Below are 12248 nucleotides of genomic sequence, written 5' to 3'. Positions count from 1 at the left end.
GTATTGTAAGATCTAAAGTTATATAATCAAAAAAAAGCCCAGACTCTAGAAGCGAAATAGCCTCATCCTTACTTTTAGCAAATGTTATTCGAGTTTTACAAGATATTTCACTAATTACGGACTTAAGGTAAGATCTGACTTCCTCCTCGTCTTCGATACATAAAACGTAGCAGTTTCTTGAGTTTATTATTCTTTATTCCATCTTAGCACGAGTTTAGCACCACCGCTTGAAACGTTGGAGAGTTCCGATAACCCTCCAAGAGTATCCATACATTGATCTAAAATCCCAAGACCAAACCCGATGTGCCCTTTCTTATTGGTATTGCCTATCTTAAACGCTTTTTTAGGGTCACCAAAAATACCAATTCCATTGTCGATAATAGAAACCCATACATCATGGTCATTGATACCCCACGAAATCACAATGTTGTTAAGTGAACTATAATTTGTAACTTGAACTATTGACTCAATGCTATTACGAACCCCATTAGACAAGGCCAGGGTAAGTATAGATCTATCACTTTTCACTATACATGGTCGAGGTCCTTCAAAATTTACAGAGATATCAGAATCGCTGATTTCTTCGTACGCAATATCTTCAATAAGCAAAGAAAAATCAAACTCTGTTGTTGTAGGGTTTTCTACCGAACGCTGGAGGTTTTCTATGCCCTTAAAAACAGCTTTTAAGTTATCAAGACTCTTTTGAGACAGACTATCTGAAAAATCTTGAAATTCTTTTTGTAGATTAGCTTCGAGCAAGCCTATCTTCTTAGATAGCTCATGAATAATAGTACCTGAAAATTCACTAATAGCCTGGGCCTTGAGATATCTTCTTAGCGCCTTCTCGGTGGCAAAGTCATAGTCCGTAGCTACCACGGGCTTTATTTCTTCAACTTTATCTATACTACTTATAGCTTGCCTAAGCGCCATCTTAATATGCCGAACGCGCTCAACTTTTAGCCGCTCAATCAGAGCCAACTTACATTCGGGATGCTTAGATTTAACAAAATAGCGTGCTGCTCTGAACCTAAGAGAAACCGAAGCAGACCGCAGATCTTGAAGTGCACCATCAGCTGAACTAACCATAGAATTCTGCTCTTCTCTTAAATGCCGACCTACCGCCTTCCATTACATTTGAAATAGCATTAACTATTTGAGGGCTGTCTAGCTCGCCTTCATTTAAAACATAACCTCGTGTGCCATCTGAGTTCAAGTGAATAACTTCTGACGCACCTCCAAGCACGGGAATATTAGCATTATGAGTCGTAACAATAACCTGCGTCGATTTGGCTCGACGCTTAATAGACGATATAAGCGTATCAACAATAAATGCGTTATCAATATGATCTTCTGGCTGGTCAACAATGAGTACAGAGTTTTGGTGTTCTAATACGATCGGCAAAATAACAGTACAACGTTGTCCAGTCGAGAGTTGATCAAACCCCTTATATTCAGAGCCATCTAAGAGTTCAAATCCAACTTCGTCCTCTAGCCTAACCGTTGCAATTTTATCAAGCGATGATGCGAGAGCAGTTAATACTCGAAAAGCCCTGTCTCTAGATATTGAAACCAAAGATATAAATTCGTCGACGTTATTTTCTTCAACAATATTTAGGAGAACTCTTGGCGGCATTGCTTGGCTGATTATCGGAGCAAGTTCATTATATCTAATACCGCTGCCTTTCATCGAATTTATGAGTACTTCTTCGTACTCTTCGACTCTACTTAACTGTTCTAACTGAACTCTTATTTTTGGATTAAGGGCTTGATTCAACCTGTCGCAGACGCTCTGCCGTTGTTCTGTAATTATATCCCTTATTTCTTCAAGTTTATCCAAAGCATCGTCTCGCTTTTCGCGAATCTTTAAAATTCTGCTTTTTATGTCCGAATTTATATTGACAACTGAACCAATTTGGGACACTTCCTTTTTAAGGTTTTGCATTTTTCGTGAAATTTCTCCAGCACCCTCTTTGTACTGATCGACTTCTTTTCTTATTGTCTGTCCCTTTTTTGTAAGCGCAGATTGCTCTATTTCCCGATGCCTTAGCTCTTCATTTAGTAATGTATCAATTTCCTTAAGCATCGTTATGCCGCTTATAAATCGGTCGGTAGCGGTACTTTTTAATTTTTTAAAATCCTCTATTTTGGATACACCATAAATTGATTCCGGAATTTCATATACTTTTGAGTCAATAGACGCTTGTATTGAATGCCTGAGATTCTGATTTAATTCAAGTGTTGAATTTAGAGAATCAATTATTTTCGAGCGATCAACGTATTCGTTTGTTAGCTGATTCAAAACCTTTGATTTCTCTGCAGCTTGTACTGAGACCGCCACTACCTTCTTTTCTTCATCTTCCAATTCAGTAAGCTGCCGCATCAATGACGGCAAAACTAATGTCTTATCTTCATTTTTGCTGAATTTCTGCATTGATTCGGTAATTTCAGACGAATACGCCTCGATATTTGAAACTAAAGAGAGTTCAGTAGCTCTTAGCTCCAACATATTAATTATAAATTTGTCAACAATGTCAAGTCGTCCGGCCGGAAGTAACCCAATAGTTTCAACCTCAGTTTGCGAAAAAATTAATGGTAGCTTCAAGTTGGGCTGAATTGATGGTGTTATTTCCGAATCAACACTTCGCGAAAATGAGATTGATTCATCATCGCTTCCAATCGTAATGGTGATTTGCCCGTCGAGCAAAACAGCACGCGCATGGCTTAACGATTTCGCATTTGAGTCAGCAGTATGACCTCTGATTCCCAAGCAAAACCTAATAAGTTCTACTAGGCTAGATTTTCCTGTGCCTCTCGCACCAATAATGGTATTTAGACCTGCTCTTAGCCTAATATCAAGGCCATCAAGAAATCCTCCTTCTATTTGTACACGTTCAATATGTAAGTCTTTCATCATCATGACCTTAATATTTTAATGACTCGAGAATTCCAGTCAGCAATATTTAAATTTTCCGAAGTTTAGCAAGCTTGATATTCAGCAAAATATTAGCAGCGCGTCTTTTAAAAAAGCCCTTGAATTCCCTTATGCGTTAGAGGCGCTACACCTCTTTTTCACAAAATTTAGCAAGAAAACAATTACTATCAGAACAGCCAAAGAAATGATGGTGGAACGCAGATTGACCCAACGGTCGCCATCCCTAACAATCGGCGCACAAGCAACTACTCTAGATCATGACACAGCAACTTTCATTCCTGAATCACAAAAACGCAAAAACGCCGCGTCGAAAATGTACCGACGCAAAATCTTGGAGTCTTGGGGCTGTAAAGTAAACAGACAAAGAATGACACCACTCCAAACCTCAGTCCTGCCCGTTCTGATTATGACGCATCAGTGCGTAGACTCCAACGATGACCGCTGTGCTAGCGACGAGCAGGTATTGAAGAGAAACAGGGACAGATTTATTTTGGGACTGGAAAGCCGAACGGAAAACCGGGACAAATCTATTTTTTAGTTGTCCAGCTCATAGACCTGCTTCCATTCCTGAAGATTCGCCAGGTAGTACTCAAAATCACGGCGTTCGACGAACACCGGTTGGCGATTATGACCACGATGAACAATATGGTGGGAAAACCGGGCACAATCACCCTGGCCTGTCTTGGCATAAGCATCTCCTTGCTTCTGAAACACAGATTCCATTCTGTGCGCTGCCATCCGATATTGACCGAAGTGCGAAGAGGGTAGGTAGTAATGCAAATCAGCGCCAAGCCATCAGAGAAGCCGCTAAAATAAATCTGTCCCGGTTTTCACATCCGCATCCAGCTCAGCTTTGCGCAAAGCTTCGGCGCTCGTGGCTTATTGGTGGAAATTCCAGGCTGCTGTCACTGGACAGTGGGAAGTAAGTTTTTTCAGGAAATTCGCTCTGAAATCTTCAAGTGGTTGAGGGCAGCTTCATAACAGAGTGAAAACCAGAAAAACCAGGACAGATCTATTTTTCTGATCACCCTAGCCTGTCTTGGCATCAGCGTCTCCTTGCTTCTGATACACAAAATCCATTGTGTGCGCTGGCAGCCTATCTTAACCAAAATAGAGAAAGGGATGGTGCCGAATCAAATCACCGCCGAACGATCAGGAAGGCCCCAAAAATAGATCTGTCCCAGTTTTGATGAGCAGGCCCTGATGAGCCAGATGCTTGAAAAGGTGGTGCACATCACGGGCATAACGGCTGAGGACGTCTGGATTTATCTGCAGGACATTCCAGCTACTCAGATGATCGAGTTTGGCCGGTTTCTGCCAGCGCCGGGCGACGAAGCCGAGTGGGAAAAGGAAATGACACCAGAGAAGCGTTCCGGGTTGCCCGATTAAAGGAGCGCTAACACTCGACGACCTGACCAGGAACCCCGGAAGGAGCTTGTTCCGGTTTTAACTTCGGGACCTAATATCATTGACCTTTCAGCTCCCGATAAACCTCACAGGCCTTATCCCTGTCTCTAAGAAGGCGCGGATCCTGATTTCCAATAGCGGCAGCGATCAAAGAAAAAAATAAATCTGTCCCGGTTTTCCCCTGGTTAGTCACAGGCATGCAGCGACGCCTATATTCTGATCGTGCTATCTAGTTTTCTGTGGATGAACGAAACAAAGGAAAAAATATCCAAAGCGTCCTGCTCTGCCATTGGCCACCGGACTTTTGGTGCGTGTGCAGTTGGGTTGCGCACAGCTCCGAACAATCCTACAAGCATGCTTGTAAGGCCTTTCTGTTCGCTAATTTCTGTGTCGGTGGAAAGGCTGTTTACCGCCAAAATCGGCTTCTTTGTCGAAAAAGCTTCATTGAATAAATCAGCGCCATCACTGGTCAGACCTGAAATTTCACGAATCCGTTCGGCCACACCTTTAACTGCTTCCAACACAGCATGAAAGTAATTTTCATCAAGCAGCTCTGCTCGACAGTACTCGAAGACCTTTGTATGGGCTCCGCGATCTTCTAGTTTAGCCCTTAGTGCATTAGCCCTTGCTCTGGCTCCAGTAATCGTAGTTTCTTTTGCCGTCCGGATTACTTTTCCGTCCTCGCGCACTCCAAATCCAGTAAATGCCAAGACGACATTCAGTTCAGAGCGTCGCCATTCGAAGGCTTCTTTGTTTCGGGCGTAGCTGACGGGATTCAGCGCCCGGTTTATGAACATGATCAGATGGTTGCCAACCTGGTGCTTATTTTGAGTTGCCACCAAAGCATTGAACAGACGCTTCCATTTGGTCATCTCCGGAGATGTGTCGAGAGCCTTGCAGTCTTGAAGCAGATATCCGATTTCTGTCCCCGTAAGGCCACGCTCGGTATCCGCCAGCACCCTACATGCAGCTTCCAACTGTTGAGCGTTGAATAGAGGTATATGATCCATAACTTTACCGACTAACGCTGAAATAAACACGCGTAAGCGCGTCCGGTGGAGGGCCGCAGGCCCGGAACGAACTGGAGCTAATGGTTAGATGCCATAAGCCCGCTCAACTTTTGCTACTCGAACTTTGAATTCAGAGTACCAGGCTTTATGACCGAGGCGCTGGGCTTCAAGATACTCAGTGTTTTTCTTCCAACTTTTGATGGATTCCTCGCTGGCCCAGTACGAGACAGTAATACCGACATCCTCACGGGCTGACTCTATACCAAGAAACCCATCTTGTTGTGCTGCCAGCTCCAGCATTCTGTCAGCCATTACACCGTAGCCATGATCGCCTTCAGTGCGAGTTGAGCTGAAAATTACTGCGAAGAAGTTCCTCGGGGTCAGGTCTTGCGTTTTGCCTCTCGAACAAACTCGCTTATAAAGTTCCTCGGGGTCAGGTCTTGCGTTTTGCCTCTCGAACAAACTCGCTTACGCGAGAATAATGCAGACTGAGACGATTACAACGAAAAGACAAGGCAGGGGCAAAACACAAGACCTGACCCCGGCACCAGCCCTTAGCCAAACGTGAAGCGGTTTATGAACGAGCAAAGAGCCTCAATCCCAGGCGTTGGTCTGGTGATACTCGAAACTGGGAAGTCGCCGGAGCCGTATCGCTCAACCCTGGAAAATTGCAGGAAATTGAGCGCAATAAACAGGCTGCTTAAACGCAGCTATTTGGACAACTGGGTTGCAAATCACCGCCGAGCTTTTCGGCTGGCTTGAAGCGCAGCGGAAAACCAGTCCGAAACAGCGCTTTGTTATGGTTTAAGCCACTCCAATAAACCCGCAGCTATCAAACTTGCAACAATAGCCTGCCCATTTGTCCAAAGAAAAATTGATTTTGAGTCCTTAAATAACTCAGTATTCTTATTGACTGTGTCGGACTGCTTTTTATCATCACCTTTTGTTACATCAAATATCACATCTTCACCAGAGATACCGGAAAGCTTTTTAAAGACTTTCTGAGCTTTTAATCCACCAACATTCATTAGTATGGACAAAATAAGTTTTGAAAAAATAATTAATGAGACAAAAGCAGGCAGAACAAGCTTTTCTTCCAATATTTCAGGGATAGTAAAAGCAAAGTAAGTCAAAATAAATACAGCAGCAGCGGAGTATGAGTAGTGGACAGTTCTTGCGACTTGGATTTTGTGTTTCTTTAAAAACTCATACCCACCAGAAAGAAGTTTGGGTTGCTTCTGCCCCGAATGCCAATCTTCAACGACTCTCATAATATCTTTGCTAAGCTTGTCATTAACATGATCTGTTCGACAAAAGACAGGGCACATTAAATTTTCAATATTGTCTAGCTCGTCTGATTCATTTGAAGCCATTAACTGAAGTAAATTCCCTGGTTTTATACCCTTAGCAATTCTTATAAAGACAGAGTGCTTTAATGGATTCCCTGAATCAAAGTCCTCGTACAAGAAATTTATCTTGATCGTCAATTCTTTTGTTTTATCGGGCTCATTCCATGCATAAGATTCGAAATCTGAAAAAGGCTTTTCTACAAAATCCTTTTCAAACCCAATACCAATAAGGATGGTAGAATCTCGAACATGAGCAAGCTTTAATTGTTCGCGGATATCATTTACCAAAATTATTACATCGCTTTTTGATACCTGTATTGCCCCTTTAAAAGGCCTAGATCTTGTGGTCGTTTCCCCGTGCAACATGTAGAAGATATGCTTTAATCGCTCAGAATTTACCTCAATGGATAACGATCCCGACTCACTTGACACTTCATTTTTAGTTATTAATGTCTTACTCATTTCAGTAAATTCCTCGTGCTTTAACTTTAAGGCCATAACGCTGAACGAAGCGGCGCGTCTAACGCGTCCGCCTTCCGTGACTTGTTATATTATTTGAACTTCTGCTTTGCATGATGTGGCAAGATATAGACACCCTGAAGCAGATGGTCGACCACATCAAATGCCAGACCTAAGTGAGCGTTTGAATGAGGCTTCACCTCATGAGCCGCTGCATTCCCTAAGACTCGCAGTTTATGCAGGATATCCGCACCTTCTTGTGTTAATACGCCCTGGCCGACCAAATCGTTTATTTGATTATTAAGGGTTCGACCGGAAGCTTTCTTGTCTTTACAAACTGTTTCAATTATTGCTCGAATCCCAATACCAGTGAGCACCGGACTGCCGATATTCAAGGCACCCAAAGTTTCTGAGTAAATTCTATTTAGGCTCTCGGGGAGTAAATGATCATCGCTAAGGCCAACGCGGTTCTTTTCGGGGTTCGGATAAAGCTCCTCCCTTTTCAAATACTCAGGTTCCCAACCATCCTTGCCTTCGACATAACCTATATCTTCAGAATTTATGTGAGTTTTTCGGAAGATTATAGATTCGCAGCCCTGACACTGAATGATTTGATACGAATCATCCCAACCAAAGATGAACTCATCGTCAGCTTCTTCGCGCCCAGATAAATCAACATCCGACAAAATTTGATGCCGTGTTGATTGTCTGCACCTGCCACAAGTTGAATTTATTACTTCCCCAGAGTGCTTTCCCTTCTCGATAGCAATGCCCAAGCTGCGTATTCCAGACCAAGGTTGCCACTGATTCCAGACGAAGCCTGCCACCCATTCCACGCGAAAGCTGCCACTGATTCCACGGCAAAGCTGCCACCCCGGCAGGTTGCCTGGTTCGCCCCATCAAAACCGTCCGGCGCGGGATAACTTAACGGTACTCTGAGTCTTTTCATCCGGAGAAGATCAGATGCCAGCAAAGAGGTTATCCATGCGTAAGATCAAAGAAGTCCTTCGCCTGAAATGGGAGCGAGGGCTAAGTAATCGACAGATTGCGGCGGCCTGCGGCGTCAGCCGCCCCACGGTAAGCGAGTATCTTCGGCGTTTGGCCGAAGCCGGTCTGAACTGGCCATTGCCGGAGGATCTGGGTGAGGCTCAGCTGGAGCAGCTGTTGTTCCCGCCCCCTCCAGACTTGCCGGCTCAGGTTCGGGGCATACCGGACTGGAAGCAGATTCACGATGAACTGAAGGGTAAATACGTCACTCTGTTCCTGCTCTGGCAGGAGTACCGGCAGGCAAACCCAGAGGGGTATCAGTACAGCTGGTTCTGCGAGCGCTACCGGGCCTGGCAGGGCAAGTTGGACCTGGTGATGCGCCAGGACCATAGAGCGGGTGAGAAGCTGTTTGTGGACTACGCCGGCCAGACCGTGCCCGTCATTGACCGCACCACCGGAGAGGTCCACGAGGCGCAGATCTTTGTGGCGGTTATGGGCGCTTCCAATTACACCTACGCCGAAGCCACCTGGAGCCAGAAGCTGCCGGACTGGATTGGCTCCCACATCCGGGTCTTCGAATTCCTCATGGGAGTGCCTGAACTGGTAATCCCCGATTATGTGCCCGGGCACATAATCGGGGTTATGTTCCCAACTCCGTTATGTTCCGTTCCCCGCAGAAGGCCTCTAAATCACAGGGGGCGCCCTTTCTAACGGGCACATAACGAAAGGCTCCGTTCTGGCGCATGATCTTCTTACCACCACGGTAGAAAGGAGATTGTCATGTTAGAACATTACTTCGTTAAGCCCGATACCATTGATGCGATTCGCGCTTCCTGGATCGGAGGACCGATTGAGCAGTATGTCGAGTGGTTAGCTGGAAATGGGTATCGCTCCCGGACAGTTTTGCGACGAGTCCCGATCCTGAGGCAGTTTGGTGAGTTTGCTCGTAATCACGGAGCCACTCAGTGGAGTGAGCTGCCAACTCATGTCGAGTCCTATGTCCAATACTGGATAAAGATTCATGCCAAGAATGCATACCAGGCAGAGCAGTGGGTGGCCAATGAAGCCCGAACACCGATCGAGCAATTGCTCTGCCTGATATTGCCCGATTTCCGTGGCGGAGGCCGTAGACGTACCCGTCAAGATCCCTTCCTGGATCAGGCGCCGAGTTTCTTTGCTTACCTGCGTGATGAACGGGGCCTGCGTGAGAAGTCCCTCCGGCACTACGGCCATTATCTGCGTAACCTGGAAGCCTACCTGACACGGATCAATCTGTTGCAGTTGTCCGAGCTCACGCCAGTTGTACTCAGCGCGTTTATAGTGGAGAGCGGGCGCCGCCTGAGCCAGCATTCCATGACGGGGCTGTGCAGTTCCTTGCGGGTCTTCCTGCGTTACTTGTACCGCGAGCGGCTGATCAACCGCGATCTCGGCGCTACCGTTGAGTCCCCGCGCCGGTATCAGTTGGCCGATCTTCCTCGCTCGATCTCCTGGGACGAGGTCCGGCGCATGCTCGATGTTGTTGATCGACGCAGTGCCCTTGGCAAGCGTGACTACGCGATTCTGCTGTTGCTCGTCACTTATGGACTGCGCGGCCATGAGGTGGCCGGATTGACGTTGGATCATATCGACTGGAAGCGAGAACGCCTGTTGGTGCCTCAGCGCAAGGCGGGCCACACCACAGCCTACCCTCTCTCTTCGGTAGTCGGTGAAGCGATCCTCGACTATTTAAAAAATGCGCGCCCACACACGGAGGAGCGTAGGTTATTCTTCCGGGTTGTGGCACCTATCCGACCTGTGACGGCGGTTACCGTGGCCAACCAGGCGACACAATACCTGCGCAAGGCGGGTATTCATGTTCGTCGCCCGGGTTCCCACACGTTGCGACACACTTGCGTGCAGCGACTGGTCGATGCCGAGTTCAACCTCAAAGTCATCGGCGATTACGTCGGTCATGCATCCCCCAGCTCAACCCGTATCTATTCCAAGGTGGATGTGGAAACTCTGCGCACGGTGGCGCTGGATCACGAGGAGCTGCTGCCATGAACGCCTCATTCTGCAGTGCACTGGGCAAGGATTTTTCTGCCTACTTGAGTTACAAGCGAGCGCTTGGCCGTAAATTCGATACTGAAGAGCGGGCCTTGCGATTATTCGATCGGTTCCTGATCGATGAACGAGTGAGCGATGCGGCGGTAGTGCAACCGGCGTTGATCGAGGCTTTTCTCGCTTCGCGGCCACGCACTCGCCCGCGCAGCTACAATCACCTTTTGGGTGTGCTCCGCTGCTTTTTTGCCTGGCAGGTGGCTCAGGAGCGGCTGACGTACTCCCCAGTTCGGGCTCATCCTCGGCGGGTCACTTGCCAGCTTAAACCCTTCCTGTTTGAACCGACTCAGATAAAATGGCTTCTGGCGCTGGCATCAGAACTTCCGGACAACCCACGCGCAACCGGCCGCGGTGTTGTTTACCCACTGATCTTCTCGTTGATGTACGGTTTGGGCCTGCGTGTCGGCGAGATTGTGCGTCTTCGATACTGCGACGTCGATTCCCAGCGCAACCTTTTGATAATCGACAAGAGCAAGTTTGGCAAAACGCGTTTGGTTCCCTTCGGTCCGCTCATGACGCAACGGATTGCCGGCTATTTGCAACTGGGCATTGGGCGGTACGGAGCCTGGCAACCGGAGGATCCGGTATTTTCTTTCAGCACTACTTCTGTGCGCAAGCCGATGCGCACAGAGACGGTCAGTCAGACCTTCCACCACTTGATGCCGGAGCTCAATCTGTCCGTGCCACCCGGCGTACGCCAACCCCACCTGCATTGTCTGCGTCATTCGTTCGCGGTCGCAATCCTGCTGCGCTGGTATCGCACCGGCGTGGATCCCAATCAACGGCTTTTTCACCTGTCCACCTTCATGGGGCATGCCGACCCGGCATCGACGGCTTGGTATCTGACCATCACCGATGCGTTACTCCAGGAGGCAAACCGGCGCTTTGAGCGTTTCGCCACTCCCCATGATGAGGAGGATCTATCATGAACGATCAATTAGGGCGCTTGCTCTTTGCCTTCGTGGAAGATCACCTTAAGTGCCAACGGGGACTGCGTCCGGCCAGTATCCGAAGTTACAAGGAAAGTCTGCGCCTGTTCCTCCAGTTCATCGCAAAGGATAAGCGCTGCAGAATCACCCGTTTGGAACTGGCTGATCTCACCAGTGAGCGGGTGCGTTATTTTCTGCAGAACCTTGAACAACAACGTGGTAATGGGGTCCGGACTCGCAACCAGCGTCTTGCGGCGCTGCACACCTTCTTCGAGTATCTTGCCGATCGTGAGCCCTGTGTGCTCGGGGAGGCTCAACGAGTTGGCTCCATCCCTGTCAAACGCTCACCACCAGGCGAGACTCTGTATCTCGAACGCGACGAGATCGATTCTCTGTTCGCGGCCTTGCCCACCGGTCACCCGCAGGCCCTGCGCGACCAGGCCTTGCTTCGCTTCCTTTACAATACCGGGGCACGGGTACAAGAGGCGGCGGATCTGCGCGCAACGCATCTGGACCTCGGCACTGAAGCCCGAGTGCGGCTGCATGGTAAAGGTGATAAATGGCGTACCTGTCCTTTATGGACGCAGACGGCGAATCTGCTACAGAGCTTGCTGGAGCATAATCGGCGACGGCGCCAATCCGAGGACGCCGTCTTCTTGGCCCGTAACGGTGCGCCGCTGACCAGATTTGGTATCTACAAGGTGGTGAGGCGTCATACCGCCAAGGTCGTGAAAAAAGGCGCAGATGGCACGGTGCGGCACATCTCGCCACATGTTTTGCGCCACACAACGGCTGTGCATTTGCTTGAGGCGGGTGTCGAGGTGAATGTCATCCGCGCCTGGCTTGGCCACGTCAGTTTGGAGACCACCAACAGATACGCCGAAATCACCCTCCGAATGAAGGTGGATGCGGTGCGCACCTGCGAGCCTGCTTGGGACTCTCCGGCGGCGTCCCCCCGAAAGCCCGTATGGCGTACCAATCCGGAGCTACTGCAGTGGCTCGAATCTCTGTGATCGTTATGTGCCCCTTCGCACGGGCTCCGCCCCGTGCTTTCAAGGCCTTCCGCAGTGAACGG

The 12248-nt window shown here is 48.1% G+C and carries 11 protein-coding genes and 1 pseudogene; 5 read left to right on the top strand and 7 right to left on the bottom strand.

Annotated elements, in window-relative coordinates:
- Window positions 1-186: 186 nt before the first annotated feature.
- The 3 genes from ATI45_RS20000 to ATI45_RS19990 form a co-directional block, all read right to left on the bottom strand.
- Window positions 187-1086, bottom strand: coding sequence for a sensor histidine kinase (locus tag ATI45_RS20000; RefSeq protein WP_098421325.1), 900 nt, complete (start codon window positions 1084-1086; stop codon window positions 187-189).
- Window positions 1079-2917 (bottom strand): AAA family ATPase, encoded by a 1839-nt coding sequence (locus tag ATI45_RS19995; RefSeq protein WP_218926163.1) that lies wholly within the window; start codon window positions 2915-2917, stop codon window positions 1079-1081. The genes ATI45_RS20000 and ATI45_RS19995 overlap by 8 nt, the downstream gene beginning before the upstream one ends.
- A 549-nt stretch (window positions 2918-3466) precedes the next feature.
- The gene (locus ATI45_RS19990; RefSeq protein WP_179888437.1) at window positions 3467-3655 is read right to left on the bottom strand and encodes a hypothetical protein; all 189 of its coding nucleotides are present in this window, start codon (window positions 3653-3655) and stop codon (window positions 3467-3469) included.
- 480 nt (window positions 3656-4135) lie between these two features.
- On the opposite strand from ATI45_RS19990, the gene ATI45_RS19985 reads away from it, so the two are divergent.
- Window positions 4136-4321, top strand: coding sequence for a hypothetical protein (locus tag ATI45_RS19985; RefSeq protein WP_228736023.1), 186 nt, complete (start codon window positions 4136-4138; stop codon window positions 4319-4321).
- A 227-nt stretch (window positions 4322-4548) separates the two neighbouring features.
- Here the strand turns inward: ATI45_RS19985 and ATI45_RS19980 are convergent, their stop codons facing one another.
- The 4 genes from ATI45_RS19980 to ATI45_RS19965 form a co-directional block, all read right to left on the bottom strand.
- On the bottom strand, window positions 4549-5349 hold the full coding sequence (locus ATI45_RS19980) for a TIGR02391 family protein (RefSeq protein ID WP_098421834.1): 801 nt from the start codon (window positions 5347-5349) through the stop codon (window positions 4549-4551).
- Window positions 5350-5433: 84 nt separating this feature from the next.
- Window positions 5434-5733 (bottom strand): antibiotic biosynthesis monooxygenase family protein, encoded by a 300-nt coding sequence (locus ATI45_RS19975; RefSeq protein WP_098421833.1) that lies wholly within the window; start codon window positions 5731-5733, stop codon window positions 5434-5436.
- A gap of 413 nt (window positions 5734-6146) precedes the next feature.
- Window positions 6147-7160: a hypothetical protein gene (locus ATI45_RS19970; protein ID WP_143751195.1), complete on the bottom strand. Its 1014-nt coding sequence runs from the start codon at window positions 7158-7160 to the stop codon at window positions 6147-6149.
- 89 nt (window positions 7161-7249) lie between these two features.
- A complete protein-coding gene (locus tag ATI45_RS19965; RefSeq protein WP_218926162.1) occupies window positions 7250-7843 on the bottom strand; it encodes a DUF4145 domain-containing protein in 594 nt (197 codons plus the stop codon).
- Between the two features lie 277 nt (window positions 7844-8120).
- Here ATI45_RS19965 and istA point away from each other — a divergent pair.
- The 4 genes and pseudogenes from istA to ATI45_RS19940 form a co-directional block, all read left to right on the top strand.
- Window positions 8121-8759 (top strand): annotated as a pseudogene (istA, locus tag ATI45_RS19955) (IS21 family transposase); the annotation flags it as partial.
- Window positions 8760-8924: 165 nt separating this feature from the next.
- Window positions 8925-10187 carry a site-specific integrase gene (locus ATI45_RS19950; protein ID WP_098418645.1) on the top strand — a complete coding sequence of 421 codons (1263 nt, stop codon included), beginning with the start codon at window positions 8925-8927 and terminating at the stop codon, window positions 10185-10187.
- The gene (locus tag ATI45_RS19945) at window positions 10184-11173 is read left to right on the top strand and encodes a tyrosine-type recombinase/integrase (protein WP_098418646.1); all 990 of its coding nucleotides are present in this window, start codon (window positions 10184-10186) and stop codon (window positions 11171-11173) included. The genes ATI45_RS19950 and ATI45_RS19945 overlap by 4 nt, the downstream gene beginning before the upstream one ends.
- The gene (locus tag ATI45_RS19940; RefSeq protein ID WP_098418647.1) at window positions 11170-12186 is read left to right on the top strand and encodes a tyrosine-type recombinase/integrase; all 1017 of its coding nucleotides are present in this window, start codon (window positions 11170-11172) and stop codon (window positions 12184-12186) included. Before ATI45_RS19945 ends, ATI45_RS19940 begins: the two co-directional genes overlap by 4 nt.
- The last annotated feature ends 62 nt before the right edge of the window (window positions 12187-12248 follow it).

It is taken from the genome of Marinobacter sp. LV10MA510-1, from assembly GCF_002563885.1.
Lineage (GTDB): Bacteria > Pseudomonadota > Gammaproteobacteria > Pseudomonadales > Oleiphilaceae > Marinobacter.
The sequence above is the reverse complement of the archived record's forward strand: the minus strand, read 5'-3'. Positions and strand labels throughout refer to the sequence as shown.

Coding starts and splice junctions, on each gene's coding strand:
- ATI45_RS20000 (WP_098421325.1), bottom strand. CDS start 1,086: ATGGTTAGTTCAGCTGATGGTGCACTTCAAGATCTGCGGTCTGCTTCG.
- ATI45_RS19995 (WP_218926163.1), bottom strand. CDS start 2,917: ATGATGATGAAAGACTTACATATTGAACGTGTACAAATAGAAGGAGGA.
- ATI45_RS19990 (WP_179888437.1), bottom strand. CDS start 3,655: ATGGAATCTGTGTTTCAGAAGCAAGGAGATGCTTATGCCAAGACAGGC.
- ATI45_RS19985 (WP_228736023.1), top strand. CDS start 4,136: ATGAGCCAGATGCTTGAAAAGGTGGTGCACATCACGGGCATAACGGCT.
- ATI45_RS19980 (WP_098421834.1), bottom strand. CDS start 5,349: ATGGATCATATACCTCTATTCAACGCTCAACAGTTGGAAGCTGCATGT.
- ATI45_RS19970 (WP_143751195.1), bottom strand. CDS start 7,160: ATGAGTAAGACATTAATAACTAAAAATGAAGTGTCAAGTGAGTCGGGA.
- ATI45_RS19950 (WP_098418645.1), top strand. CDS start 8,925: ATGTTAGAACATTACTTCGTTAAGCCCGATACCATTGATGCGATTCGC.
- ATI45_RS19945 (WP_098418646.1), top strand. CDS start 10,184: ATGAACGCCTCATTCTGCAGTGCACTGGGCAAGGATTTTTCTGCCTAC.
- ATI45_RS19940 (WP_098418647.1), top strand. CDS start 11,170: ATGAACGATCAATTAGGGCGCTTGCTCTTTGCCTTCGTGGAAGATCAC.